The sequence below is a fragment of the Desulfovibrio piger genome, from assembly GCF_951793255.1.
Taxonomy (GTDB): domain Bacteria; phylum Desulfobacterota; class Desulfovibrionia; order Desulfovibrionales; family Desulfovibrionaceae; genus Desulfovibrio.
Genome location: NZ_OX636706.1, coordinates 1,148,894 through 1,174,884, shown reverse-complemented (window position 1 = coordinate 1,174,884; position 25,991 = coordinate 1,148,894). Strand labels below are relative to the sequence as shown.

20 protein-coding genes and 1 pseudogene are annotated in these 25,991 nt (G+C 60.4%); 13 read left to right on the top strand and 8 right to left on the bottom strand.

What is annotated here, in order from left to right; genetic code table 11:
- Nucleotides 1–16: 16 nt before the first annotated feature.
- From Q4I12_RS05405 to Q4I12_RS05395, 3 genes are all read left to right on the top strand, one after another.
- Nucleotides 17–807, top strand: a protein-coding gene (locus Q4I12_RS05405; protein ID WP_168936557.1) for an IS5 family transposase whose coding sequence is annotated in 2 segments (ribosomal slippage) — nucleotides 17–362 and nucleotides 362–807 — 792 coding nt in all. Because the reading frame shifts where the segments join, the coding sequence is not laid out codon by codon here.
- 36 nt (nucleotides 808–843) lie between these two features.
- A complete protein-coding gene (locus Q4I12_RS05400) occupies nucleotides 844–1,791 on the top strand; it encodes a DUF3150 domain-containing protein (RefSeq protein ID WP_302260895.1) in 948 nt (315 codons plus the stop codon).
- A gap of 4 nt (nucleotides 1,792–1,795) precedes the next feature.
- Nucleotides 1,796–3,514 carry a VWA domain-containing protein gene (locus tag Q4I12_RS05395; RefSeq protein ID WP_302260894.1) on the top strand — a complete coding sequence of 573 codons (1,719 nt, stop codon included), beginning with the start codon at nucleotides 1,796–1,798 and terminating at the stop codon, nucleotides 3,512–3,514.
- A gap of 676 nt (nucleotides 3,515–4,190) precedes the next feature.
- Here Q4I12_RS05395 and Q4I12_RS05390 read toward each other — a convergent pair.
- The 3 genes and pseudogenes from Q4I12_RS05390 to Q4I12_RS13940 all read right to left on the bottom strand — a co-directional run.
- Nucleotides 4,191–5,084 (bottom strand): tetratricopeptide repeat protein, encoded by an 894-nt coding sequence (locus Q4I12_RS05390; protein ID WP_302260892.1) that lies wholly within the window; start codon nucleotides 5,082–5,084, stop codon nucleotides 4,191–4,193.
- A 367-nt stretch (nucleotides 5,085–5,451) separates the two neighbouring features.
- On the bottom strand, nucleotides 5,452–6,534 hold the full coding sequence (locus Q4I12_RS05385; protein WP_302260891.1) for a sigma-54 interaction domain-containing protein: 1,083 nt from the start codon (nucleotides 6,532–6,534) through the stop codon (nucleotides 5,452–5,454).
- Between the two features lie 54 nt (nucleotides 6,535–6,588).
- Nucleotides 6,589–7,260, bottom strand: a pseudogene (locus Q4I12_RS13940) (PrpR N-terminal domain-containing protein); the annotation flags it as partial.
- 148 nt (nucleotides 7,261–7,408) lie between these two features.
- On the opposite strand from Q4I12_RS13940, the gene Q4I12_RS05375 reads away from it, so the two are divergent.
- From Q4I12_RS05375 to Q4I12_RS05340, 8 genes are all read left to right on the top strand, one after another.
- A protein-coding gene (locus Q4I12_RS05375; protein ID WP_295640739.1) for an IS5 family transposase occupies nucleotides 7,409–8,169 on the top strand; the annotation gives its coding sequence in 2 pieces (ribosomal slippage) (nucleotides 7,409–7,766 and nucleotides 7,766–8,169; 762 coding nt in all).
- 324 nt (nucleotides 8,170–8,493) lie between these two features.
- A complete protein-coding gene (locus tag Q4I12_RS05370; protein ID WP_302260889.1) occupies nucleotides 8,494–9,876 on the top strand; it encodes an SLC13 family permease in 1,383 nt (460 codons plus the stop codon).
- Between the two features lie 12 nt (nucleotides 9,877–9,888).
- On the top strand, nucleotides 9,889–10,173 hold the full coding sequence (locus Q4I12_RS05365; protein WP_297159943.1) for a hypothetical protein: 285 nt from the start codon (nucleotides 9,889–9,891) through the stop codon (nucleotides 10,171–10,173).
- Between the two features lie 31 nt (nucleotides 10,174–10,204).
- Nucleotides 10,205–10,735: an amidohydrolase family protein gene (locus Q4I12_RS05360; RefSeq protein WP_297159941.1), complete on the top strand. Its 531-nt coding sequence runs from the start codon at nucleotides 10,205–10,207 to the stop codon at nucleotides 10,733–10,735.
- A gap of 11 nt (nucleotides 10,736–10,746) precedes the next feature.
- Nucleotides 10,747–11,523: an N-acyl homoserine lactonase family protein gene (locus tag Q4I12_RS05355; protein WP_297159939.1), complete on the top strand. Its 777-nt coding sequence runs from the start codon at nucleotides 10,747–10,749 to the stop codon at nucleotides 11,521–11,523.
- 39 nt (nucleotides 11,524–11,562) lie between these two features.
- Nucleotides 11,563–13,488, top strand: a complete 1,926-nt coding sequence (locus tag Q4I12_RS05350) for an oxidoreductase (protein WP_302260887.1) — start codon at nucleotides 11,563–11,565, stop codon at nucleotides 13,486–13,488.
- Between the two features lie 35 nt (nucleotides 13,489–13,523).
- Nucleotides 13,524–14,636, top strand: a complete 1,113-nt coding sequence (locus Q4I12_RS05345) for a 4-hydroxybutyrate dehydrogenase (protein WP_302260886.1) — start codon at nucleotides 13,524–13,526, stop codon at nucleotides 14,634–14,636.
- A 360-nt stretch (nucleotides 14,637–14,996) separates the two neighbouring features.
- Nucleotides 14,997–15,698: a YczE/YyaS/YitT family protein gene (locus tag Q4I12_RS05340; protein WP_297159932.1), complete on the top strand. Its 702-nt coding sequence runs from the start codon at nucleotides 14,997–14,999 to the stop codon at nucleotides 15,696–15,698.
- 73 nt (nucleotides 15,699–15,771) lie between these two features.
- Here the strand turns inward: Q4I12_RS05340 and Q4I12_RS05335 are convergent, their stop codons facing one another.
- Nucleotides 15,772–16,524: a DUF4952 domain-containing protein gene (locus Q4I12_RS05335; protein ID WP_302260884.1), complete on the bottom strand. Its 753-nt coding sequence runs from the start codon at nucleotides 16,522–16,524 to the stop codon at nucleotides 15,772–15,774.
- A 356-nt stretch (nucleotides 16,525–16,880) separates the two neighbouring features.
- Entirely contained in the window at nucleotides 16,881–17,735 is an 855-nt protein-coding gene (folD, locus tag Q4I12_RS05330; RefSeq protein WP_302260882.1) for a bifunctional methylenetetrahydrofolate dehydrogenase/methenyltetrahydrofolate cyclohydrolase FolD, read from the bottom strand.
- 482 nt (nucleotides 17,736–18,217) lie between these two features.
- Here folD and Q4I12_RS05325 point away from each other — a divergent pair, with 482 nt between their 5' ends.
- Entirely contained in the window at nucleotides 18,218–20,977 is a 2,760-nt protein-coding gene (locus tag Q4I12_RS05325; RefSeq protein ID WP_302260880.1) for an EAL domain-containing protein, read from the top strand.
- Nucleotides 20,978–21,171: 194 nt separating this feature from the next.
- On the opposite strand, the gene eno is transcribed toward Q4I12_RS05325, so the two are convergent.
- The 3 genes from eno to mnmL all read right to left on the bottom strand — a co-directional run bounded on the left by eno (nucleotide 21,172) and on the right by mnmL (nucleotide 24,648).
- On the bottom strand, nucleotides 21,172–22,473 hold the full coding sequence (gene eno / locus Q4I12_RS05320; protein ID WP_006007454.1) for a phosphopyruvate hydratase: 1,302 nt from the start codon (nucleotides 22,471–22,473) through the stop codon (nucleotides 21,172–21,174).
- Nucleotides 22,474–22,680: 207 nt separating this feature from the next.
- Nucleotides 22,681–23,469, bottom strand: a complete 789-nt coding sequence (locus tag Q4I12_RS05315; RefSeq protein ID WP_297158299.1) for a type III pantothenate kinase — start codon at nucleotides 23,467–23,469, stop codon at nucleotides 22,681–22,683.
- 240 nt (nucleotides 23,470–23,709) lie between these two features.
- The gene (mnmL, locus tag Q4I12_RS05310; protein WP_302260877.1) at nucleotides 23,710–24,648 is read right to left on the bottom strand and encodes a tRNA modification radical SAM protein MnmL/YtqA; all 939 of its coding nucleotides are present in this window, start codon (nucleotides 24,646–24,648) and stop codon (nucleotides 23,710–23,712) included.
- 257 nt (nucleotides 24,649–24,905) lie between these two features.
- On the opposite strand from mnmL, the gene Q4I12_RS05305 reads away from it, so the two are divergent.
- On the top strand, nucleotides 24,906–25,946 hold the full coding sequence (locus tag Q4I12_RS05305; RefSeq protein WP_006007445.1) for a rod shape-determining protein: 1,041 nt from the start codon (nucleotides 24,906–24,908) through the stop codon (nucleotides 25,944–25,946).
- Nucleotides 25,947–25,991 lie beyond the last annotated feature (45 nt).

Sequence of the window (25,991 nt, the reverse complement as noted above, 5' to 3'; positions counted from 1 at the left end):
CGTGTAATCGAATTTCATGAGCAAATACCAAAGATTAACAGATGACCAATGGGCAATTTTGGAACCTCTCCTTGCAAATGAGGCTTCTTCCGTGCGGGGAAGGCCTCCTGTCCATGATGACCGCTCTGTACTGAACGGCATCTTATGGGTATTGCGCACTGGTGCCGCCTGGGCTGACTTGCCGGAGAGATTCCCGTCTTCATCAACCTGCTATCGCCGATTCAGCAAGTGGGTCAAAACGGGCGTATTCCGAAAAATCCTTGAGGCTCTCGCCCGTGACCTTGAAGAGCGTGGGGCCATAAACCTCTCGGAATGCTTCATTGACGGCACGTTCGTGGTAGCAAAAAAAGGGGCGCAAAAGTGGGAAAGACCAAGCGGGGGAAAGGTACGAAGCTCATGGTTATTGCAGACGCTTCTGGTCTTCCACTCGCCCTGCACACGGATTCTGCTGGTCCTCATGAAGTCACCCTTGTCCAAGCTACCCTCGATGAAATTGTCACAGTGGGACAGCCCAGAAGAATTATTGGGGATCGTGCCTATGACAGTGATCCGCTCGATAACGCCCTTGCTGCCCAAGGGATTGAGATGATCGCACCACATCGGCGCAATCGAAAGCGTAAAGCAACGCAGGATGGTCGCCCCTTGCGGCGTTATCGTCGCCGTTGGAAAATCGAACGACTTTTTGCTTGGCTCAATACGTTCAAGCGGACAATGGCACGCTGGGACAGGTTCCACCAACACTTTACCGCCTTTGTTCATTTGGCATTTTCCATGATTTTACTCAGAAGAGTCATCAAGGAATTATGAAATGACTTCTAACCAGCAACCATAAGGTCATATTCCATGCCCAACGATATTATTACCATCACGCCCCCCGACGCTCTCGACAAGCTGTATGTCCTCAACCTCGACACGACCATCTGGTCTGCCTGCCGCAAACTCACGGCCTCCGATTTTGACAGTGAAAACCAGCTGCCGCCTTCCGCCCTTGCCAGTCTGGGCTTCAAGAAAATCTGTGATCCGGCCCATATGGCTGTGTTCAGCAGGCTCAAGGCCAGAGCTGTTTCTCTTCTTGACAGGCACGCTGTCCGCTTTCTTGGCGGCTGGGCCGTGCCTTCAACCAAGGTTGACAGCATCCTCGACGGTTTGAAGGCCATCAAAGATGAATTTTATACCGAAAAGACCCTGTTCCTGCAAAACTATGACCGCCTCATCGCGGAGTGGATAAGCAAGTATGAGGTATGGCGGGAATTTCTCGCCAGCAGCACGGTCTCGGCAGACTATGTCGCTCAAAGGCTCACGTTTGCCTGGCAGCTCTTCCGTGTCAAATCGTCTGAGGTGGATTCGACGCTGGACGAAAGTCTCTCCGACCTGGGAAACAAGCTCTTCTCCGAGATCGCCAAAGATGCGGCCGACATCTGGACTCGGGTCTACGAAGGAAAGACGGAAGTCACGCATAAAGCCCTGTCTCCGCTGTTGACGCTGCGGGACAAACTCAAGGGGCTGAGTTTCGTTTCTCCCCACGCCATGCCCGTGATCAGAATCATGGATACGGTAATGGAAGGCGTGCCGGACAAGGGCAAGTACATTGCTGGCCAATCGCTGCTGAACCTGCAAGGCCTTGTCTGCCTGCTCAAGGACAAGCAAGCGCTGCTCAAGCAGGCAGAGGCCATGCAAAATACGTCCAATGCACAGCGAACCTTGAACTCTATTGTTTCCGCCTTCTCCCCGAACAAGCAAACAGTGGTACCGGTCACACCCGCATGCCTCAATTCCGGCGGCCTGTGGTGACACCATGCAAGCAGAAACCAAACATATCATGTCGGCCCTGCCGGTTGTGGCCTCCATACTGGGGGATTCACTGGGCGTGAAAGTCAGCATCGGTGAACACAGCACAGCCTGGACGGATGGAACTTCCATATTCCTGCCCAAACTCAGTGTTGAAGGCGATGAAACAGAGCTGGGGCTTGTGCGGGGGTACATCAGCCATGAGGCCGGACATATCCGATACACGGATTTTGTCGACCTGCGGGCAGAAGCACTCACAGCACTGGAACAGCGTCTCTTCAACTATTTTGAAGATTACCGGGTCGAGCAGCGCATGACAGAACGTTATCCCGGCTGTCGCCAGGACTTTCTCTGGCTGATACGGCATCTGTTCGCGACTCCCTTCTCTCGGGAGGAGCTGGAGAACTATGCGGCACAACCACTGGCCGCCTTGCTGGACTATGTCCTGTACTCTGTCAGGGCTCTCTCCCTACCCGCCTTGCAGAGATCAGTCTGTCTGTTGGGACAGATCGTTGAAAATCATTATCCCAACCTGCTGGGCGGGTTCACCCCGCTCATCAGCAGAGTCACGGACTGCCGAAGCACCCGCGACTGCCTTTCCCTTGCCAGAGAGACGGCAATCCTTTTGCGCGGCTATTTGCACTCCCCCACACAACAGGAGGAACCACCTGAAACAAATACCCCACTCCCGTCGCAGACGAACTCGGCCGCTCTTACTGCTCCCGAGCAGTCCGGGCAGCCGACACTCCCCAAAAGGAACAAGCTGGAAAAGCAGCGACAAGCAGAGGGGGCACTGCAAGAAAATGAAGATCAACCGGCTGGCGAGAATCAAAAAAGCGAAGTTTCCGGTCACAGCAAAGCATCTCCCACGCCACAGGAGGCGCTGGCGCAAGCTCTGGACGGAGAAAGCACAGGCTTGCCCGCTGATGAAGGAGAACGCATCGCAAAACAACTCGAAGCCTGCCTGAAGCAATCGAAGAATTGCCGTCCGCACACGGCTATGCTCGTAGAACAGCGCTGTCCTCTCCACAGGTTGGATCCTGCACAGCTGGCAGCCTGTAAACGGATGAGCAATGCTCTCCAGACACGCCTGGGAGCCCGGCTGCAAACCAGAGTGTTGCGTCGTAGTCGAGCAAGCCGTAGCGGAAGGATCGACGGCCACCTGCTGCATCGTCTGGCGACAGGTAGCGCACAGGTATTCATGCAGCAGACTGAAATCAGAGGACTGGATACGACTGTCCATATCCTGCTGGACTGCTCCTGCTCCATGGCACATAAACTCAGTACGGCCTGTGCGTCATGCTATGTCGTGGCCTCAGCCCTGTCGCGCATCCCAGGTATCCGGGTAGCCCTTACCGCCTTCCCTGCCACAGATGACAACACATCTGTATGTCCTGTGTTTCGTCCCGGAGAGCGTATCTCCGATGCCTGTCTTGTGACCGCCCACGGCAGTACACCCATGGCGGAGGCCATGCTCTACGCCTTGCGCGAGCTGCTCAGACAGAGGGAACGCCGTAAATTGCTTATCGTACTCACCGACGGCAGCCCTGACGATTTCAGGACGGCAATGGACGTTATCGACACTGCAGAACGGCTCGGCATTGAGGTCTGCGGTATTGGTATCGACGCCCGCGCCGTGACGAACCTGTTCTCAAAGGCAGCCGTCATCCGCACTGTCGCAGAACTACCGGAGGCCTTATTCGGCCTGTTCACCTTAACCTTGTAAATGTAAAGGAGCAGAGTATGAACCCTGTCGTGATCGTAGACATCGTGCTTGCCGCCCTGACGGTTCTCCGTGGCGCCATGTCGGAACGGCGCTAACCATCCAGACAGAGAGGAAAGGCGTGAGGCAGACCTTGACGCCTTTCCTCTTCAAAGAGATACTTCAAAAGCGCGCGGGAACGTCTGGCGGTGTCGGGCGAATCCCAAAAGCGCGAAAGCCCTTCTGTGACAAGAAAATCGTGATAGGAAGTCCGGTGGTACCAGCGGTGGTACAGCAGCTTTTCCCGGGGAAGTGTAATCCAATTATTTCAATATATTGAGTGATACAATTGGCTCCCTCCCTCGCCACTAAGGCAGCAAAGCCGGTAGGTTACAACACGTAGCTTACCGGCTTTTTTCGTGCTTGAAAAATAGCCTCCCCGGCAAAGATGTATACCAAGGAGTATACCGGCGTGCCGAAACAGCCGTTTCCAGGGGGGCACGTAAACAGGCTGCCCAGCCTTGCCTGTGGCGGTTTCTTTGCGCTCGGCAAACGTGTTGGCTGGGGTAGGTGTGCGAAGCCGACAAAAAAGGCCGGAGATCGTCCCCCGGCCTTTCGATTATCAGTTAGCTGGTCTCGTTCATTACGTTAACGCACGGCTCTTGTTACCACAGCGAATCTGAAGACCCTCCTTTATCTCTTAGCGGGCAGTATTCAAACGCGCATATGCATCACAGCCGCCTTGGAAGCCATTATCACAGGCTTTGCCGTACCACTCCTTGGCTGTGGCGCGATTTTGTCGCACACCTTTACCCTCTTCATACAAAACACCAAGACTATATTGAGCGCCAACATATCCTTGGTCAGCAGCCTTTTTCCACCATTGCCAAGCCTTGTGATAATCCTGACGTACGCCGTGGCCAGAATAATATAAAGCACCTAGCCTAGACTGAGCACCAGCATGTTCGTACCTTGCAGCTTTTTCGTATAATTGTTTTGCTTTATAATAGTCTTGATTTACACCTTGACCATTTTCATACAAAATACCAAGATTAAATTGGGCTCCAGCACTTCCTTTATCAGCAGCTTTTTCCCAGTATTTCCTAGCCTTATGATAGTCACGCTCTACGCCTTGACCCAAATAATACAAACTGCCAAGTCCAATTTGAGCGTTAATGTTTCCTTGCGCAGCAGCTTCCTCATATAGCTGACTTGCCTTCTGATAGTCCTGAGCTACACCTTGGCCTTCTTCATACAACTTACCGAGAAAAAACTGAGCGTCAGCACTTCCTTTATCAGCAGCTTTTTCAAACCATTGTCTTGCCTTCTGATAGTCCTGATCTGCATCTTCTCCCCAATAATACCAAAGTCCAAGCTCAATCTGAGCATCAACATGTCCTTGTTCAGCAGCTTTTTCGGACCACTCTTTACATTGCTTATAGTCCTGCTGTAAATAATAATAGTGACCTAGACTATACTGAGCACTAGCATCTCCCTGTTCAGCGGCATGCTTTGTTTCTTCAAAAGAAGCTGAAATGGCAATAGAAAAACAACAAATATATATTATAACTACAAATAAAATCAATTTTTTCATCGCTAGATGCTCCTTTACAAAGGTAATACCTCCCTCAACAAGATAATTCAAGTCAGTATCATGAATAGTACGTTAAGAAGCTATCCGGCATATAATTTGCCTATGCTAACTTTCACCAAGTGCGAAGCCGATAAAAAAGGCCGGAGATCGTCTCCTCGGCCTTTGGCCATTCATGCGTCTTTGCGGACACTATCAGCACATTTTCCAAGTATCCCCTGGTGCCCCTTTGAAAAGAAGGAAGGACGCAAAAGAGGATCTTCCTGCCCCGCGACTGCACTCCATGGGCAACCGGTCTGCGGATGCCCCCGGCAAGTACCCGCAGTACATGGCCTGCCAAACAGGCGGATACGAAATCCCGACCGCGGCGTTACAGCCCGCACTCCTTCATCCGGCGCCACAAGGTCGTTCGTGAGATGCCCAGAGCCTCGGCAGCCTGGGTCTTGTTGTATCTGTATTTTTGCAGCACGGCTTCCAGGCGGGCGCACGACGCCGTCTCACCTCTGCCGGCGAAAGGCGTTTCCGGTTCTTCCTCATCCAGGATATCCGCATCGAAGAGGATGTCCGAGGCCTGGATCACAGGCTGCCGGGCCAGAGCGATGGCCCTGTCCACCACGTGGAGCAGCTCCCGGACATTGCCGGGCCAGTCATGCTGTTCCAGCTTTTCGATGGCCTCGTCCGAGATCGAGAGCTTTTTGTAGCCTTCCCCGCGCAGCCTGCGCAGATAGGCAAGGACGATGGGACCGATATCTTCCCTGTGGGCTTCGAGCGACGGGATCTTGAGCAGCAGGGTATTGATCCTGTAGAACAGGTCCTGCCGGAACTGCCCCTGCCTGGCCATGGCAAAAAGGTTCCTGTTCGTCGCACAGATGATGCGCACGTTCACCTGCACGAAACGGGTGCTCCCCAGACGGGTCACGACCTTGTCCTGCAGGACCCGCAACAGGCGGGCCTGCAGGCGCAAGGGCATCTCCCCTATCTCGTCAAGGAACAGGGTCCCCCCATGCGCCAGCTCCACCAGCCCCGTCTTGCCCCCGCGTCTGGCCCCGGTAAAAGCGCCTTCTTCATAGCCAAAAAGTTCGCTTTCCAGCAGGCTTTCGGGCACGGCCGCACAGTTGACGGAAACAAAGGCCGCCTCCTGCCGCCGGCTGTGCGCATGGATGGCCTGGGCGAACATCTCCTTGCCTGTGCCCGTGTCTCCGATCAGCAGCACGGGCCCGTCGCTGTCCGCGAAACGCTGCCCTATGAACTTCGCCTGACTGATGGCGGCACTGTCGCCGATAATGTCGTTGAACATAAAGTAACGGCGCTTCCCTTTCTGGTAGATGTTTTGCCGCACCTGCCGTTCATTCTTCTGGATATCGACGGTATTGTTCAGGCTTAGGACATAGCCGTCAAAATTCCCCTTGAGCTTGATATCGACGATGGTGAAGAGGAACTCACGCTTTATCATGTCTTTCAGGATAAAGGAGTCCGATGCACCTTTCCTTTCTCCCATGATGCGCGAGAAATCCGTCCTGGGGAATATCCTGCCCAGATCCATGCCGATGATCTGCTCCGATATGACGCCAAAGACCCCCTGGGCTTTGTCATTCGCGTAGCGTATCGTATAGTTTTTATCTACGACTATGATGATATTCGGATTGATATTCAAAACAGTATTTATAAAATCTCGTCTCTGTATATTCAGAGCATCCATTTCTATGATGTGTTTTGCCTCCAAAAACACCTTGTAGACAGCTTCCTGATTTTCAGAAAGCAGGGGAATGGCGTGGAATCCTTCCTCCCTTGCCTTGCTTATCAGGCCAAATCCTCCCACAAGAAGAGATATGTTTTCCTCCCGGACCTTCTTCAGAGCCGCTTCGATATTGTTCCTGTCCTCGACCTCCAGCCTGTAGCCCCGCAGACCGAGCAGCTGTGCTATCCGCATGAATTTGAGCCCCTGGCCGGGAAAGCAGAGATGGCCCACACGCATGTTGCTGTTCTGAAAAGGCAGGAGGGTCTCGAAAAAATTCTCGGCCGAGTATTCGATGGAAAGGATGGGGATGGAGGTGGAATTCCTGAGGATGTGGAGCGCATGCCCGCGTGTGGCCAGCAGCTTGATCTTTTCCGTATTGAGGATGTGCAGGGCGACCTCTACGTCATTGTCGAACTTCGATACCGCGATGCAGGTCCGCATGTTGAGCTGATGGGCCGTCTCCTCGGCATACTTGGCCAGCGTCTTGAACGGAGTGACGACACAAAAATCCGCAGGCTGCTCACCTAGATAGTGTCGTCAAATTCAAAAGTATGTTATAATCTCTTCACTTACAATGAGGAGAGACCATATGGCGGCACATCGGAGGCATGATATTTCCGACAAGGTATGGGCAAATATTGAAAAACTTCTTCCCGGTTCCAAAGGCTCTGTCGGTCGTCCTTCCGCCGATAACCGATTGTTTATCAACGCCGTCTTCTGGATACTGAGAACCGGGGCTCCGTGGCGGGATTTACCCCCCGATCTTGGCGACTGGAAAAATACACATCGCCGCTTCTGCCGATGGCGAGATCGGGGAGTTTGGGAGAAAATACTCGAAGCTCTCATTGTCGAACCTGATTTTGAATGGCTCATCATTGATGCCAGTCATTGCAAAGTACATCCCCATGCGGCGGGCGCTGCGGGAGGTAATGAGGCCATGAGCCGCACAAAAGGGGGCTCAACTCAAAAATACATCTGGCCGTGGATGCGCATGGTATGCCGGTCAGAGTTATTGTTACAGAAGGTACCCGAGCTGATTGCAAAGAGGCCTGTGCGTTGATTGACGGGTTGAGTGCCGGGGCACTTTTGGCTGATAGAGGCTACGATACGGAGAGTATTCTCCGCAAAGCAGGTGAATCCGGTTTCCAGGTTGTCATCCCGCCAAAGAGAAGTCGTAAAATATCACGCAACTATGACAGAGAGCTCTACAAAGTCAGGCATCTTGTCGAGAATGCTTTTCTCCATCTCAAGCGCTGGCGGGGAATTGCCACACGATATGCCAAAAGATGTGCATCTTTTCTTGCCGCCGTTCAAATCAGATGCATATCTTTGTGGGCAAACATAATTTGACGACACTATCTACATGGATGATGGACTCACAAAATCCGGGGTGCATGGAGACTCCTTTTGTGAAAGGACGGCGGATCCCGCCTGCCCATCCGGCAGGATGGACATTACGTTTCAAATGTTTCAAAAATAATATAAAATAATTTCAATATATTGTCTAAGATTATCTGCAACATCATGTTCATTTTATTATTTCTGTTTTAATAACATACTGATTTTAATAATCTTTTTAAAATGACACGCTTATTGATGTTAGTGAAAAAAAGAGCGTTCTACCGAGAGAAAAAATAAAACCAATCTTGTCGGTATATTATAATGGAGGTCATCATGGTCCAAGGTAACTGGTGGAAGTGGGCTCTCAGCCTGGGCTTGCCCCGGATCGTATTCTTTACCGTCCCGGAAATGGAGATCGCCAGCCCGAAGACGCCGCTTTTCCTGGCGATCACCCTGTGGGCCGTCATCGCCTGGGCCGTGGAGATCCTGCCCTCCGCGATCGTCGCGGCCATCCTCACGTTCCTGTATGCGCTTTTTGTCACCAAGCCTGCCGTCGCCTTCTCCAGCTGGTGCACCTTCCTGCCGTGGATGTGCTTCTCCGCCCTCATCATCGCCCAGGTGCTCAACCGTACGGGCCTCGGCAAGCGCATCGCCCTGCACAGCATGATCCTGATGGGCTCCTCCTTCACCAAGACCATGATAGGTCTCATGGGGGCCGGCATCATCCTGACCCTGCTCGTCCCCTCCGGCCTGGCCCGCACGGTCATCTTCGTCGCCATCGCCCAGGGCCTGATCCAGGCCCTCAACGTGGACACCCGCTCCCGCATGTCCTCGGCCCTGATCATGGGCGGCTATCTGGCGGCCATCGCCCCCGGCCTGTTCTGCATCACCGGTACGGAGATGAACCTTCTTGCCCTTCAGGTCGTCACCAACACCACCGGTGTTCCCGTGGAGTATGTCGACTTCATCATCCAGATGGCGCCCTTCTCCATCTTCTACATGGCCTGTTCCATCATGATGGTCTTCATCATCCGCGGCAAGGAGCGGCTCCAGAACGAAGAATCCCTCAAGACCGTCCTTGAGGAACGCCTGAAGGAGATGGGGCCCGTCTCCGCTGATGAAATCAAGATCTTCCTGGTGCTGTCCATCGGCTTCATCGCCTTCGTGACCGAACAGTGGCACCATCTCCCCGGCGCGTTCGTCTTTGCCCTGGTGGGCATGGCCTGCTTCATGCCCGGCATGAACCTGGCTACCGAGCAGGATCTGCGCAAGGTCAACCTTTCGTTCCTCATCTTCCTGGCGGCCTGCATGTCCATCGGTGCCGTGGCGCAGGACCTGAACATCCCCAAGTGGATCTCGGCCCACATGTCTTCCCTGTTCGAAGGACGCGGCGCGGTCATGGCCATCAGCTTCTCCTATGTGCTGGGCGTGATCGTGAACTTCCTGATGACCCCCATGGCGGCCGTCGGGGCCCTGGGCAGCCCGCTGGCCGTCAGCCTGGGCATGGACCCCTATACCCTCGTCTACGCCCTGCTGTACGGTCTGGGCCAGCTGCTCTTCCCCTATGAGATCGGCTACCTGCTGTACACCTTCATGAGCGGCGCCGTCACCCTGCGCCACATCATGGGCGCTTTCGCCATCCGAATGGTGGCCTTCGCGTTCTTCATTCCCCTGATACTCGTGCCCTACTGGAAGATGGTCGGTTTCCTCAAGTAAAGAGAAATGGCCATGAACATCATCGATTGCAGATACAGACCCAATACGCCCGAATGGATGGCGACCTTTACCCGCAACCCGGTCTACGCGGAGTATGTCGAACTCACGCACTTCGACCGGAAGCCCACCCAGTCCCTTGCGGCCTGTGCGGCCCAGCTGGCCTCGCTTGGCATCAGCAAGGCCCTTGTCTCGGGCAGGGATATCGAAAGCACCTATGCCAGCCCTTCCTCCAACGGGCTTGTGGATGCCTGCGTAGCGGCCTTCCCCGACCTTTTCATCGGCATCTACGGCTTATGATCCGCACAAGGGGATGCGGGCCTACAAGGCCATGCGGCAAGCTTTTGCCGAAGGGCGCAGCCTGGGGGCATCCATCGAACCGGCCATGGCCCATTGCGCTCTGGACGATGCCCGCTACTATCCGCTGTACGCCCTGTGCTGCGACCATGACCTGCCGCTCCTCGTCACCGCGGGCCTGTCGCCCCACATGCCCGGCGTCCTGCTGAGCCCCACATCGCCTGCGGCCCTGGACAAGGTCGCCACCGATTTCCCGGACCTGCGCATCCTGGTCAGCCACGGCGGCTATCCCTGGGCCGGCGAGACCATCGCCGTCTGCCTGCGGCACCGCAACATCTACCTGGACTTTTCCTCGTCCATCAACAAACCGGGGGGCGAGCTTTATGTCAAAGCCGCCAATGACTGCCTTGCCGACCGCTTCGTCTTTTCCAGCGCCAATCCTTTCGTGGATGTGGACAAGGCCCTGGAGCAGATCGGCCGCCTCGGGCTCTCGGACGAAGCCCGGGACAGCATGCTCCACAAGAACGCCCTGCACCTCATCGGCCATCCCCTGCACAACGCCTAAGGAGCCTTGCCATGTCATCCCGTACCATCTATGCCCTCACCGCCGGCCAGAAGCCTGTCGTCATCACCAACCATTTCTACATGCGTCCCGACATCAAGGAATCCCTGTGCACCCAGTTCTTCTTCTGGTGCATCCTGGACGAGAAGGAAGGCCCCATCCTGGTCGACCAGTCGTTCACCCAGCGATGCCTTGACGAGATGAAGATCCCCTATCAGGTCAAGGAAGGCCCCCTTGAGCTGCTCGACCGTATCAATGTCCGTCCCGAGGACGTGCGCCATGTCATCCTGTCGCACCTGCACTGGGACCACTACGCAGGCGACGAGTTCTATCCCAATGCCCGCTATCATGTACACCAGAAGGAACTGGAATATGTGACCGGCCCCCTGATGCGCTTTACGACCTATGCGCAGCACTACAACTTCAAGGCCATCGAGCATCTGCTCCACCTGCATTTTTCCGGACGGGTCCATCTGGTCCAGGATGAACGCGAGGAGATCTGCGAAGGCATCACCTGCCTGAGGACGGGCGGCCATACGCCCGGCCTGATGTCCGTGGCGGTGGAGACCGAAGGCGGGACGAAGATCATCTGCAGCGATGTCGTCCCGCGTTACCGGAACATCAGCGAGATGACCCCCTGCGGCATCCACTATGATGTCACCGAAGCCCTCCAGGCCCTCGAGACCGTCAGCCGGATGACCCGATCCGCGGACGACATCCTGCCCGGACACGACCCGGCCATCACGGAACGCCATCCCCAGGTGGCCCCCGGCGTCTACCGCATCATCTGACATCCAGGGCATGACCGGCCATACAGTCAAGGAACGAACATGACATATACGACATTGCTCCCGGCCCGCATGGGGCGGCTGGAACTGCGCAACCGCATCGTCTTCCCCGCCATGGTGACGAACTACTGTTCCACCCGGGGCGAAGTGACCGACAGGCTGGTGGCCTACCACCAGGAAAGGGCCAAAGGCGGTGCCGGTCTCCTGATCACGGAAGCCACCTACATCAGCCCCGACGGCAAGAGCTTCCCGCATCAGCTCGGTATCGATGACGATGGCCTGCTGCCCGGCCTTAGGCGTCTGGTGGAATCCGTCCACGCGGCGGGGGCCCGCATCGCCGTCCAGCTGTGCCATGCCGGCAGACAGACCTCCCGGGCCGTGACCGGCCTGCCGCTCCTTTCGCCCTCGGTGACCCGTTTCGGCAATGACGAGACCAGCGCCATGCGGCAGGAAGATATCGACAGGGTCCTGCGTGACTATGCCGGCGCGGCCCTGCGGGCCCAGAAAGCAGGCTTCGACGCCGTGGAGCTGCATGCGGGCAACGGCTATTTGCCCCAGCAGTTCCTTTCGCCCTTCACCAATGCCCGGCAGGACGGCTACGGAGGCAGCCTGGAGAATCGCGTCCGCTTCACCGTGGAGGCCATCCGGGCCGTCAGGGCGGCTGTCGGACCGGACTTCCCCATCATCCTGCGCCTCGGTGTGGCGGAACCCGCCAGCGGAGGCCTGACTCTGGAAGACGGCGTGGCCGCAGCACGCATCCTGGCCCGGGAGGACATCGACGCCTTCGACGTGACGGCCGGCATGCGGGAAGGCGGCATGTGGGTGACGCCGCCCCTGGCCCTGCCCCGGGGCACGCATATCGAAAAGGCGGCAGCCGTACGCCAGGCCATCCAGGCCTCCAGGCCCGTCATCGGCATCGGCAGGATCACGTCCGCTTCCCTGGCCGACAGCTTCATCGCGGCCGGAAAGGTCGATTTCGTGGTCATGGGGCGCGCCCTGCTGGCCGATCCCGAACTGCCGCTCAAGACATTGCAGGGCAGGGAGGAAGACATCCGTCCCTGCATAGGCTGCAACGAAGGCTGCATCGGCCGCCTGTCCCGCGGGCTCGACATCTGCTGTGCCGTCAATCCCCGTGTGGGCAATGAATACCGCCCCCTGCCGCGCCGGGTCGCCAGCCCGCGGCATGTCCTCATCGTCGGTGCCGGTCCGGCCGGGCTCGTGGCTGCCTGTACGGCACTCCGGCGGGGCCACCGGGTCACGGTCCTGGAAAAAGAGGCCGCCTGCGGCGGCAAGATCCCTCTTGCGGCCCGGCCTCCGTTCAAGGAAGAGCTGGCAGGCTACGCCGTCTGGCTGGAACGGCAGGCCCGGGATCTGGGCGCCGACATCCGCTGCTCCACCAAGGCCACGCCCTCACTGGTGTCCGAACTGGCACCGGACGTCGTGCTGCTGGCTGTCGGCTCCGAGCCCGTCATCCCGCCCATCCCCGGGCTTGCACCGGAGCGTTTCCTTCTTGCGGAACAGGTCCTGCAGCAGCAGGGGCCCACCCCCGGACAGGACGTCCTCATCATCGGCGGCGGACTGGTCGGCTGCGAGACGGCGCTCTTCCTTGCCCGAAACGGCTGCCATCCTCTGGTGGCAGAGATGCGCGAGGATCTCTGCATGGACATCGAGCCCCGCTCCCGGGCCGTCATGCTCCTGCATCTGAAGGAATACGGCATCAGGACGCTGACCTCCTGCCGGGTCGACCGCATCGGGGAAGGGGAAGCCGTCCTGTGCAGGACGGGACATGCCGAAGAGCACCTGCCCTGCTCCCGCATCGTGCTGGCTACGGGCTACCGCCCCCGTACGGCGCTTGCCGAAGCCCTGCGCGGCATGGCCGTGCCTGTCCACAGTATCGGCGACTGCCACGGCGGGACGCGCATCTGTGATGCGGTCTGGCAGACCACGGCCACAGCCGAAACCATCTAACCCATCGCCCGGGAAACACCGGGCCGGAAACGGTAATGAAACAGTTCGTCTGCAAACCGACCATCCACATGTTCCCCACCTGCAAGGACTTCCTGGCAGGCTTCGACATCGGCGAGGAAGACCTCGTCCTCAGCAACGCGTATATCTTCAAACCCTTTTTTGACGGTCTCGACTGCCGTGCCAAGGCGCTTTTTCTGGAAGATTACGGCCAGGGAGAGCCCAGCGACACCATGGTGGACGCGTTGCTGGCAGCGGCCTCCCGCTATGATTTCCGCCGCATCATCGCCATCGGCGGCGGTTCCGTCATCGACGTGGCCAAAGTCCTGGCGGTGGCTCCGGCCGGCAGTGATACCAGTGCCGTTTTTGACTGCAAGGAACCGAAGCAGGAAAAGGAACTCATCATCCTGCCCACCACCTGCGGCACGGGCAGCGAGGTCACCAATATCTCCATCATCAACCGCACCTGCCTCGGGATCAAGGTGGGTCTCGTCCACGACAGCCTGTACGCACGTCATGCCGTCCTGGTGCCCGAGCTGCTGGAGAAATTGCCCTATCCCGTCTTTGCCACCAGTTCGCTCGATGCCCTGGTCCATGCCGTGGAGTCCTACCTGTCCACCGCGGCAAGCCCCTTTACCCGCATGTTCTCCGCGGAAACCATCCGGCTCATCCTGGCCGGCTACACGGACGTGGCCCTGCACGGCAGGGACAGCCTGCGTCCCCGCCTTGGCGACTTCCTGCTGGCGAGCACCTATGCCGGGCTTGCCTTTGGTACGGCAGGATGCGCCACCGTGCATGCCATGAGCTATCCGCTGGGCTCCACGTTCCATATCCCGCACGGAGAGTCCAACTACGCCGTCTTTGCCGGTGTGCTGCGGCATTACGAACAGCAGCAGGTCCCGGGCCTGGCAGACCTGCAGGAGCTCCTGGGCCGGGAACTGGGCTGCCCCGCCTCCGACGCCATGGACAGCCTCGATGCCCTGCTGCAAAAGATCCTCCCGCTCAAGAGACTGTCCGCTTACGGCATGGAGCCTTCCCAGGCCCAGCCTTTCGCAGAGGCCGTCCTGCGGACCCAGCAACGCCTGCTGGCCCACAGCCCCAAGGAAATGACGGTAGCCGACATGAGCGGCATCTATACAGCCCTGCTGTAGCATCCATCTCCAGGCCGGAGGCATCCTTTCGTCCCTGATCCGTCATCCGGCCTGGCGTCCTCCTTCCGGTGGGGGGGCGGCCTGATCTCCCACCCCTACAGGTCGTCCCCCTCTTCAGGCAGCCTTTCCAGAAGCACGAGGCATGCCCCGGATACATCCCCTGCCCCACCGCGCCAACGGTGGGAGCAGGGGTGTGTTTCCATAACAGCCATGATTTCATGGATATTCGTGATGCCCTTGCGAATGCGGGCATGATGATTACTCTGGGGATATGCTGCAGACCAGCAGGCAGCTCCCGGCAGCCGTCCAGGGAAGGGGCGGTTGCTGTTTCCCGGACATGCCGCGTGCAAGGGGGCCATCGTGAAAACTTCGGATGTCGTCAAACGGTATGGTTGTCTTTCCGTCTCGCTGTTCTTCAACGCCCTGGGCATCGCCCTGATCACCCAGGCCCACCTGGGCACCACCCCCATCACGACCCTGCCTTATACGCTGGCCGCCATCTTTGGCCTGACCCTGGGCACCACGACCTTTGCCTGCAACCTGCTCTTCCTGCTGCTCCAGCGCATCCTGCTCCGGCGCAGACTGGGCATCGCGGAGCTCTTGCAGATCCCGGCCGTGCTCATCTTCAGCGTGTTCATCGACTTCTGGATGCACCTCACCGGCGCGCTGGTCACGGACGTCTATGTCTGGCAGATCGTCATGTGCATCGTGGGCAGTGCCGTGCTGGGCGCGGGCATCAGTCTTGAGATCATGAGCAATGCCACGGTCATCCCCGGCGAAGGCCTGGTCATCGTCATCGCGGCACGTTCCCGCAAGAACTTCGGCAACATCAAGGTCCTGTTCGACTGCTCGCTGGTCCTGGCCTCGTGCCTTCTCGGCCTTGCCGTGCTGGGCAGCATCGTGGGCCTGCGCGAAGGCACCGTGCTCTCGGCCGTCCTGGTGGGCATGTTCGCCCGCCTGACCTCGCCCTGGACACGCAAGCTGAAGCCCCTGCTCTGGTCCCCGGAACAGCGCCGGCTCCTGCGCCAAATCAAGGCCGAGATGCCGCCCCGGCAAAAGTAAGCCTCTTGCCGAAAGGCTGCCGCCCCTGTCTGCCGGCGCCGGCAGCACGGGACAGGCCTTCCAGAACCACCAGCTACCGGGGCAGCTCCAAACGTACCGTCACCGCGAACCAGGACACTTTTCCCCAGTCTTCCCGCTGTGGTGCGAACGTCCCCTGCTGCGGGACCTCTCCCATGCTTACCGTGCAGGACGGCCCCTTCTTTGGAGCGCTGTCCGCAAGGGCCGCCCTCTCCTCAGCTGCGGCACCCGGTACAGCGGCCGGGCTCCCCTTCGCGACGCTTCCGGCAGCTCCGGCCATCCCGTCATCCTGTGCCGCAGGGACAGAGCGCCCGGCAGACGGGAGCGTGCCGGCCTCGCTGCCGGTGGCGCCATCCTCGGAAAGACCGTCCCGCAGCCCCTGGACCGAAAAAAACGTGCCCGCCATTTGTCCGCCGGGCCTGCCCTCCCCTGCGCTCTGCCGCAGGACGAACCGACCTTCCCCGCCTTCCGGCAGCTGCCAGATGCCCATCCGGCGTTCCAGAGCGGCCATGCCGGTGCGCTCCCGCAAGGCCGTCTCCACGGCGGCGGCCTGCGGCCCCGGCACACGATAGCGGGCCGTGAGGGTCCGGCGTCCTGTACGCGGTTCCGTGGCAGGACGGCAAAAAAGATATTCCAGCCCTTCCGGCCTGAGGCCCGCCTCTTCCAGAAAATCGGCACAGCGGTAGCCCGGCGCCGCTTCCGCCGTCGGGCCGGACAGCCCCGGCAGGAGCAGGACCGGCCCGCCGTCGGCCGCCCGCGCGGGCACGACCAGATACAGACCCAGCAGCAGGGCCATCATCACGCGCATGATGCGTCTCCTTCCTTCTTATTTGCCGGCGTCCCGCCTTTCGGGGACGCGGCCGTGTCTACCACGGCCAGAGTACGTTCCTTGTCTTGTGCCGCACTGTACGCAGGCCATCCGGCATGTCCCGCCCTGCAACACAGGCTTCCTCCGCCTGTCCGCCGCAGCGCCCCCCCGGCCTTGCGGACAAACCGGCAGCAGGGAAGACGGGCCCTCCGCAGACGGCCGGACATCACGGGTATCGAAGCAACAGCAGCACAGTACCCCATCCGCCAGGGATGACCGGCAGGACGAAAAAAGGGGAAGGACGCAGGATGCTTCCTTCCCCCAATACAAGTCAGGTTTATGCCGCGAGCGGGCCGTTACGCACGGCCTTCCCAGGCCTGGACGGTGTTCTTCAGCAGCATGGCGATGGTCATGGGGCCCACGCCGCCGGGCACGGGCGTGATGGCCGCGGCCTTCCCGCTCACGGATTCGAAGTCCGCGTCGCCGCACAGGCCGTCGTCCGTACGGTTGATGCCCACATCGATGATCACCGCGCCTTCGCGGACCATGTCGCCCGTGATCATGCGCGGGCGGCCGATGGCCAGGAAGAGGAAATCCGCGCTGCGGCATTCCGCCGCCAGATCGGGCGTGCGGGAGTGGCACAGGGTCACCGTGGCATCGCCGAATTCGCCGGGACGGGCCAGCAGCAGGGCCAGGGGCTTGCCCACGATGTCCGAACGGCCCAGCACCACGGCCTTCTTGCCGCGGGTGGGCAGGTTGTAGCGGCGCAGCAGCTCGATGACGCCCGCCGGCGTGCACGAGACCATGCCGGGCAGGTTGAGGGAAAGGCGCCCCACGTTCTCGGGATGGAAGCCGTCCACATCCTTGGCCGGGTCGATGGCCAGCAGGCAGGCGGAGGCGGAAAGATGTTTGGGCAGGGGCAGCTGCAGAAGGATGCCGTCCACGTCGTCACGGCCGTTGAGCTCGGCGATGAGGGCCAGCAGGGCCTCCTGCGTGGTATCGGCAGGCAGACGGTAGGGGAAGGAAAGGATGCCCGCCTCGGCGCAGGCACGTTCCTTGTTGCGCACGTAGACCTGCGATGCGGGATCTTCTCCCACCAGGATCACGGCCAGGCCGGGAGCGCGGCGGCCGGCCGACACAGCGGCCTCCACCTGGGCCTTGAGTTCCGCGCGGATGTCGCGGGCAGTCTGCTTTCCATCAATAAGGATCATGGCGACCTCGTGGCTGACGTTGGCGCCGGGGCCGGCGCGTGGAAGGGGCGGAGTATACTCCGGGAGCGCGGCAAGCTCAAGTCCGCGATATCCCTGACCCATAGGCCCCGAAGCGTCTTGCGCTCCGAGCATGATGCGTTGTACATTCATGCTTTGAACGGCCCTTCCCGTCCCCGGGAAGTCCCTGCCGTGATGCCATGTCTCCGATGCGGCGGCATGATGTGAGAACGTACCATGCTCCGAACTTTGCTGCTTTTCCTGCTTTGCCTGCTCCTGCCCGTTCCCCAGGGAGCTCTCGCCGCCGCCTCCGGGAAAAGCCCGGTCCAGGCGGAAACGAGCCTGCCCCTGAACAGGACGACTTTCCATTTTTTCTCTCCCGAAGACATCGCCGCCAATTATAAAGCATCCAAGATCATCCGTGTGGGCTATTTCGACCAGCACGGCGTTTTCGAAGGTGAAGGGGAACACCTTTCCGGCTTGCCGTGGCCCTGCTCACGGCCATCTCGCGCTATACGGGATGGGAATACAAGTGGGTCAAGATCCGCTTCGACGAGCTGGCCCAGCGCCTGGACGACGGCACCATCGACCTTTCCTGCGGCATCAGCTTCACGCCCGAGCGTTCCCGGCTCTACAGCTTTTCCAAACTGCGTGCCGGATACGAGAACACCTGTCTGCATGTCTCCAGCATGAGCGACATATATTACATGGATCTCGATGCGTTCAACGGCATGCGCATCGGCTTTTTCAACGATTCCCAGCAATATGTCGTGATGACGCGTTTCGCGGCACAGAACGGCTTTTCGTTCACCCCCGTTTTTTTTGAGGAAAGTTACGAGATGGCCCAGGCCCTGGCCGAAGGCCGCATCGACGGCTATGTGGACGGTGTGCTGCGCGGCAATGGTACCAAGGTGGTGGCCACCATCTCCACGGATCCTTTCTTCTTCGTCACCCGCAAGGACGATATGGAGGTCATGGCTCCCCTCAACGAGGCCATGCTCCAGATCCTCCTGAATCATCCCAGCTATCTGGCCCGCCTGTACGACAGTTATCTCAACATCTCCTCGGACGTGCCCGTGGTCTTCACCCGGTCCGAATGCCGGTGGCTGGCCACCAAGCCCGCCATCCGCGTGGCCTACAGCCGCGAACAGGACATGATGGACCCCGAATTCGGGGGCAATTTCCTCTATGCCTTCCTGAAGATGCTGGAACGCCAGAGCGGCATCCGTTTCGAATTCCTTCCCCAGCCTTCCTATGACGCCTGTCTCAAGGCGCTGGCCGACGGTACGGCGGACATCATGCCCGACGTCTATCCCCAGCTTTCCTTCCTGCGCAGCCAGAACATCTTTTCGGGCAGGCCCTTCTATAACGCGCCCATCACGGTGGTGGGCCGGCTCCATGACAAAAATATCCCCGGCCAGTCCTGCACGGTGGGCTTCACCCGCGAGATGCGCAGCGTGATGCTGGCCTACCAGAGCGCCTACCCCGAGGACATCCCCAAGATCTTCCCCAATATCGACGCCTGCCGCAAAGCTTTTGAGAAAGGGGAAGTGGACGTTTACCTCTGGCCCTATCCCGCCGCTGCCCTCCAGGACGATCCGCCCAAGGACGGGCTCCTGCTCCCCACCCGGGCCATGTATCCCATGGTACTGGGCATCTCGCCCCATGCCTCGCCCCTCGTGACTTCCGTGCTGGACAAGGTCATCACCTCCACCACCACGGCCACCATCGACGCCCTGCTCCTTTCCGTCGCGCCGGATTCCCTGCTGGACGTCATCCGCCGTTTCCTGCGCCGGAACCTGGTGGAGACGCTCTGCGGTCTGGGCCTGCTGCTGGGCCTGATCATGCTCCTCGTCATGCGCCACAACAGGCGGCGTCTGACCGATCTCCGCGCGGCGGCGCTCACCGATCCCGTGACGCAGAGCCCCAACCGGGCCAGATTCCTTATGGATGCGGCCAAGATCCTGCAAAAGGACCCGCGGCGTTACTATCTGTCCACCATCAACATCCGCAAGCTCAAGCTCATCAACCGGGCCTGCGGCCTGCGCACCGGGGACAGCCTGATCCGCTTCTGCAACCGCGAGTTCGCCCTGCGCAGCCGTCAGGGGGAACTGGCCGCCTACAGCGGCTCGGGACGGTATCTCCTGCTTTGGAAATGCCCTGACGAGACGAGCTTCACCCAGCGCATGGAAGAGCTGTGCAGCGTCGCGGACATGGCCCGCAAGCTGTACCAGCGCCCGGTGAGCTTCTCCTGCGGCGTGTACGTCATCCGCAACGACGCCGACATGGAAGAACACGAACCGCAGCCCACGTCGGGGACGGGAAAAAACATCAACGAATCCATGAGCTTCGTCTCCCGTTATCTGCTCTATGCCGAAACGGCGGAAGCCAGTATCGCTTCCGGCGGCTACCGCTCGCAGTTCCTGATCTACAACGAGCTCATCGGGGCCCGGCAGCTCAAGGCCAACGACATCGAGAACCGCATGGTCAACGCCCTGGAACACGGGGAGTTCACCGTCTTCATGCAGCCCCAGGTCTGCCTTGCGGACAGGAGACTGATCGGGGCCGAGGCCCTCATCCGCTGGCAGGGCCCGGACGGGAAGATGGTCTATCCCGACGAATTCATCCCCCTGTTCGAGCAGAACGGCTTCATCCGCGAACTGGACCTCTTTGTCCTGGATACGGTCTGCGCCTGGATACGCCGCCGCCTGGACGAAGGCAAAAAGGTGCCCCCCATCAGCATCAACCAGTCCAAGGCCCTGTTCTTCCACGACAACTATGTCGAGACCGTCCTCGGCATCGCGGCCCGCCACGATGTTCCCGCCCACCTGCTGCATGTGGAGGTCACGGAAAGCATGGCCTGTCTGGATGAAGAAGCCTTCATCCGCACCCTTGATGCCCTGCGCCGTGCGGGCATCGGCCTGAGCCTCGACGACTTCGGCAAGGGCTATTCCTCCATGGCCATGCTGCATTCCTTCGGCTTCGACACCATCAAGCTGGACCGGGCCCTCCTGGCCCTCGGGCAGGAAAAGCAGCGCTCGGTCTGGATCATCATTTCCTCGCTCGTGGACATGGCCCGCCGCCTCGGCATCGAGATCCTCTGCGAGGGCGTGGAGACCGAAGATCAGCTGCAAAAGCTCCTTGCCTCGCACTGCAAGTACGGACAGGGCTATCTCTTCTCCCCGCCCATGGATCTGGAGACCTTCGACGCCTACGTGGATGCCCACGAACTGGAGCGAAAATAGCCACATGCTCCGGAGGCCTCTTCTCCGACGGAGAAGGGCTCCGTCTGACGCCCCTCCCCCAAATGCAAAGCGCCGCCCTCTCTTGATGAAGGCGGCGCTTTTGTCCGGCAAGCTTTCCCTGCCGCATAAAAAAGGGGGCCTTGCGGCCCCCTCGGGAATACGGATGACGGCAGGCCGTGCCTGCGCCCGCCGGATCAGTCTTCGCTCTCGTCCAGGGCGTAGTATTCCGCCAGCATGGGACCGAAGAATTCGGCGCCGTCGCCCAGTTCTTCTTCGATGCGCAGCAGCTGGTTGTACTTGGCCATGCGCTCGGAGCGGCACAGGGAGCCGGTCTTGATCTGGCCGGCGTTGACGCCCACGGCCAGGTCGGCGATGAAGCTGTCTTCGGTCTCGCCGGAACGGTGGGAGACCACCGTGGTGTAGGCGGCTTCCTTGGCCATCTCGATGGTGTCCAGGGTCTCGGTCACGGTGCCGATCTGGTTCAGCTTGATGAGGATGGAGTTGGCCACGCCTTCGGCGATGCCTTCAGCCAGGATGGAGGGGTTGGTCACGAACACGTCGTCGCCCACCAGCTGGGTGCGTTCGCCCAGGCTGGCGGTCAGCATGCCCCAACCGTCCCAGTCGCTTTCGGCCATGCCGTCTTCGATGGAGATCAGGGGGTACTTGCTGGTGAACTCGGCCAGCCACTGGGCCATTTCGGCATTGTTGAAGGTCTTGTTCTCACCCTTCAGCACGTACTTGCCGTCCTGATAGAATTCGGAAGCGGCGGCGTCGATGGCCAGGGCCACTTCGCTGCCGGGGATGTAGCCGGCTTCTTCGATGGCCTTGACGATGTAGCTGAAAGCTTCGTCGTGGTTCTTCAGGTTGGGGGCAAAGCCGCCTTCGTCGCCCACGCTGGTCACGTGGCCGTCCTTTTCCAGCAGCTTTTTCAGCACGTGGAAGATCTCGGAACCCATGCGCAGGGCATCACGGAAGCTCTGGGCGCGCAGGGGCATGATCATGAATTCCTGGATGTCCAGGTTGTTGGGGGCGTGGGCGCCGCCGTTGATGATGTTCATCATGGGCGCGGGCAGCACCTTGGCGTTGACGCCGCCCAGGTACTTGTACAGGGGCAGGCCCAGGTATTCGCTGGCGGCACGGGCGCAGGCCATGGACACGCCCAGCATGGCGTTGGCGCCCAGACGGCTCTTGTTGTCGGTGCCGTCCAGGTCGATGAGGGTGTTGTCCAGCTGCACCTGCTGCAGGGCGTCCAGGCCCAGCAGGGCGTCAGCGATCTCGCTGTTGACGTTCTCCACGGCCTTGGTCACGCCCTTGCCGCCGTAACGCTTGCCGCCGTCACGCAGTTCCAGGGCCTCACGGCTGCCGGTGGAGGCGCCGGAAGGCACGGCCGCGCGGCCGCTGTGGCCGGACTCCAGAGAAACTTCCACTTCCACGGTCGGATTGCCGCGCGAATCCAGGATCTCGCGGGCATACACAGACGCAATGCTGCTGCTCATAATCGCTCCTTTGAAGGTTGATTCTTCCGCCGCGCGAAAGAGTCGTTTTCTCCGCTGCGCCCCCACGGGCGGTGGCGGGGCCATTGTCCGGCGGCAGGGAAGCCCTGCCGCAAAAATCTTTCTTCCCCACAAGGGGGCATCCGGGCCCTGCGCGCGACGGCAGGCCCGGGCCCACTGCCGCACGGGGCGGCACGGCCGGTACGGCCCTCAATAGGGGTGACGTTCGTAATACAGGCGGCGCAGGCCCTCCAGCAAGAGCGAGGGCAGCACGGCATCGAAGACGTCGGGGCTGATGCGCGCGATGGACGGGGCAAAGCCGCCCGTGGCCAGCACCAGGCAGTCACCGGGCAGACCCTTTTTCAGGCGCTGCGTCAGGCCTTCCACCATGCAGGCGAAGCCGAAGACCAGACCGTGCTGGATACTCACCGACGTGCTGCGGCCGGGCGCGGGCTCCAGGGCGTCCACGTCCAGGTTGACGCGGGGCAGCTGGGCCGTTTCGCGCGCCAGGGCCGAGATGGCCGTGCGCGGGCCGGGAAAGATCAGGCCGCCGAGGTAGGCATTGCCGCTGATGCAGTCAAAGGTGACGGCCGTGCCGAAGTCCACCACGATGAGGGATTCCGGGCCGGGATGCAGACGGCGCGCCTCATAGGCGCCCACCAGGCGGTCGGCGCCCACTTCCTGCGGGCGCTCGTAATGGTTCTGCAGGGGGATGGGCATGTCCTGCGGCACCATCCACAGGGGGCAGCCCAGATAGCGCTGGACGGCTTCACGCAACAGGGGATCGAAACCCGGCACCACCGACGAGGCCACACAGGCCGTGAAACGGGGCCCGGCACCGGCGTGGCGCAGCAGCTCCAGCAGGGTCAGGCCCAGACTGTCCGAGGTCTGGGCGGGGTCCGTGCGCAGATTGTAGGAGGTCATCACCCCCCGGGAGTCGGCCAGACCGACCTTGATGCAGGTATTGCCGATGTCGAAAAGAAGAAGCTCTGGCTGCATGTCATACTCCTTGGGGAACAGATGCCCCGCGCACAGGAATCCGCAGGCAGAAAGTATGCCAGAAAGCCCGTCCGTTCGCAAGGAAGGGCACGGCCCATTGCCTGCCTGTCTGCGGGGCGGCCTGCCCCGCATGCTATCTCCCCGATGGCCTGGCGCTCCCGGTCTGTTCACCTTCCCCTTCCCGGAGACCGCGGTCACAGCACCATAGTTCCCAGCCCCTCAAAAAAACGTTCCTGTCCCCTACCCGCCGAACCACTCCGGCCGGGCCTCCGCGGCATCGGCGCGGCAGCCCTGCCAGAGGCCGCGGGCGGCCAGGGCACGGCGCAGGTCGGTGATGATGCCGCGCTTTTCCAGGGCCCAGGCAGGGGCCAGCAGCTCGCCCGGCGCAGGGTCGGCCTGGATGCGCTGCATGACCACGGTGGAGGGGATGCGCGGCAGGGCGGCGCACAGCATGTCCACATATTCGTCCCGGGCAAGGGGACGGTAGCCGCCCGCCCGCCACTGCCGGGCCAGTTCCGTGCCCTGCGGCACATAGACGTTGTGCAGCTTGAGGCCCTGCATGCCCAGCGAGACGGCCCAGTCCACACCGTCGAGGAAATCGTCCTCGTCCTCGCCGGGCAGCCCGGCCATGAGGTGCCCGCAGACCAGCAGCCCGGCATCCAGCGCGGCGCGTACGGCCTCTTCGGCCTGACGCGCCGTGTGCCCGCGGTTGATGCGGCGCAGGGTGTCGTCCCGACAGGTCTGGAGGCCCAGCTCCAGCCAGATCTCGTCCAGCCCGCAGCCGGCCAGCAGGGCCAGCTTTTCCCCGTCCAGGCAGTCCGGCCGCGTGCCTACGGCGATGCCCCGGCAGCCGGGCAGGGCCGCCACCTGTTCCAGCAGATGCGCCAGCCGGGAGGCCGGGCCGTAGGTATTGGAAAAGGATTGCAGATAAGCCATGAACAGGCGGTCGCTGTCCGTGGTGGTGTACTTGGTGTACCAGGCGTCCCACTGGGCGCGCAGGTCGAGACCGCGCAGGCCCATGCCGGAACCGGAGCCGCTGTCGTTGCAGAAGATGCAGCCCCGCGCGGAGAGCGTGCCGTCCCGGTTGGGGCAGGTGGCGCCCGCATCCAGTGGAATTTTTTGCACCCGGACGCCGTATTTGCGCCGGAAATAGGTGGCCAGGGTATGCCAAAGCAGCATGATTCACGCCTTTTTAGCGGATTTTTCAGGGCCGCGGACAGGAGAAAAAATTTGTACTGTGTCCGCAACAGCTTGACTTCAAGCCCATTTTAGCCGAACAAGTTTTGTCTGCTGCCGTGCGCTTTTCGCCTTCAAGGCCATGGTTCCCGCGGGAACCGGCCCGGAGCCTTACGGCATCCCCCACAGGTTCCGCCCTCCCTTCTCCGCACGACCGGCAGCAACATACGCATACCAGTAGAACGAGGCAAGCTAGCGTAATGTCCAAAATTGTGGATTTCTTCTTGGGAATGTTCTCCAATGACCTGGCCATCGACCTGGGCACGGCCAACACCTGTGTCTATGTCAAGGGTCAGGGCATCGTCCTGCGTGAACCGTCCGTGGTGGCGGTCAAGAAAGATTCGCGCGGCAACACCGTGGTCCTGGCCGTGGGCGCCGACGCCAAGCGCATGCTGGGCAAGACCCCCGGCAACATCAAGGCCATCCGTCCCATGAAGGACGGCGTCATCGCCGACTTCGAGGTGACCGAGGCCATGCTGCGCCACTTCATCACCAAGGTGCACAATTCCCGTCATCTGGTTCGCCCCCGCATCATGGTCTGTGTGCCCACCGGCATCACGCAGGTGGAAAAGCGTGCGGTCAAGGAATCGGCCCAGTCCGCCGGTGCCCGTGAGGTCTACCTCATCGAGGAGCCCATGGCCGCCGCCATCGGCGCCGACCTGCCCATCCAGGAGCCTACCTCCAACATGGTGGTGGACATCGGCGGCGGTACCACGGAAGTGGCCGTCATCTCCCTGGCCGGCATCGTCTATGCCCGCTCCGTGCGCGTGGGCGGCGACAAGATGGACGAAGCCATCATGACGCATGTCAAACGCAAGTATAACATGCTCATCGGCGAAGCCTCGGCGGAAGAGATCAAGATCAAGATCGCCTCGGCCTATCCCATGGATCCCGAACAGCAGATCGAGGTCAAAGGCCGCGACCTGGTGACGGGCATCCCGCAGAACATCATCATCACCTCCGAGGAAGTGCGCAAAGCCATCTCCGAACAGGTGGAAAGCATCGTGCAGGCCGTGCGCATCGCCCTGGAACAGACGCCCCCGGAACTGGCCGCCGACATCGTGGACCGCGGTATCGTGCTGACCGGCGGCGGCGCGCTGCTCAAGGGCCTCGACCAGCTGCTGCGCGAGCAGACCTCCCTGCCCATCACCGTGGTGGACGATCCCCTGTCCACCGTCGTCATGGGTACGGGCCGGGCCCTGGACAACATCCACGTGCTCAAAGACGTCTGCATCGACTAATCTTTGCAAGTGCAGGACGGCCCGTCGCCTTTTTCCGGCACGGCC

What these genes read in the sequence shown, in the direction of transcription:
- Q4I12_RS05400 (WP_302260895.1), top strand. Translation starts at nt 844, where the DNA reads ATGCCCAACGATATTATTACCATCACGCCCCCCGACGCTCTCGACAAG.
- Q4I12_RS05395 (WP_302260894.1), top strand. Translation starts at nt 1,796, where the DNA reads ATGCAAGCAGAAACCAAACATATCATGTCGGCCCTGCCGGTTGTGGCC.
- Q4I12_RS05390 (WP_302260892.1), bottom strand. Translation starts at nt 5,084, where the DNA reads ATGAAAAAATTGATTTTATTTGTAGTTATAATATATATTTGTTGTTTT.
- Q4I12_RS05385 (WP_302260891.1), bottom strand. Translation starts at nt 6,534, where the DNA reads ATGATAAAGCGTGAGTTCCTCTTCACCATCGTCGATATCAAGCTCAAG.
- Q4I12_RS05370 (WP_302260889.1), top strand. Translation starts at nt 8,494, where the DNA reads ATGGTCCAAGGTAACTGGTGGAAGTGGGCTCTCAGCCTGGGCTTGCCC.
- Q4I12_RS05365 (WP_297159943.1), top strand. Translation starts at nt 9,889, where the DNA reads ATGAACATCATCGATTGCAGATACAGACCCAATACGCCCGAATGGATG.
- Q4I12_RS05360 (WP_297159941.1), top strand. Translation starts at nt 10,205, where the DNA reads ATGCGGCAAGCTTTTGCCGAAGGGCGCAGCCTGGGGGCATCCATCGAA.
- Q4I12_RS05355 (WP_297159939.1), top strand. Translation starts at nt 10,747, where the DNA reads ATGTCATCCCGTACCATCTATGCCCTCACCGCCGGCCAGAAGCCTGTC.
- Q4I12_RS05350 (WP_302260887.1), top strand. Translation starts at nt 11,563, where the DNA reads ATGACATATACGACATTGCTCCCGGCCCGCATGGGGCGGCTGGAACTG.
- Q4I12_RS05345 (WP_302260886.1), top strand. Translation starts at nt 13,524, where the DNA reads ATGAAACAGTTCGTCTGCAAACCGACCATCCACATGTTCCCCACCTGC.
- Q4I12_RS05335 (WP_302260884.1), bottom strand. Translation starts at nt 16,524, where the DNA reads ATGCGCGTGATGATGGCCCTGCTGCTGGGTCTGTATCTGGTCGTGCCC.
- folD (WP_302260882.1), bottom strand. Translation starts at nt 17,735, where the DNA reads ATGATCCTTATTGATGGAAAGCAGACTGCCCGCGACATCCGCGCGGAA.
- eno (WP_006007454.1), bottom strand. Translation starts at nt 22,473, where the DNA reads ATGAGCAGCAGCATTGCGTCTGTGTATGCCCGCGAGATCCTGGATTCG.
- Q4I12_RS05315 (WP_297158299.1), bottom strand. Translation starts at nt 23,469, where the DNA reads ATGCAGCCAGAGCTTCTTCTTTTCGACATCGGCAATACCTGCATCAAG.
- mnmL (WP_302260877.1), bottom strand. Translation starts at nt 24,648, where the DNA reads ATGCTGCTTTGGCATACCCTGGCCACCTATTTCCGGCGCAAATACGGC.
- Q4I12_RS05305 (WP_006007445.1), top strand. Translation starts at nt 24,906, where the DNA reads ATGTCCAAAATTGTGGATTTCTTCTTGGGAATGTTCTCCAATGACCTG.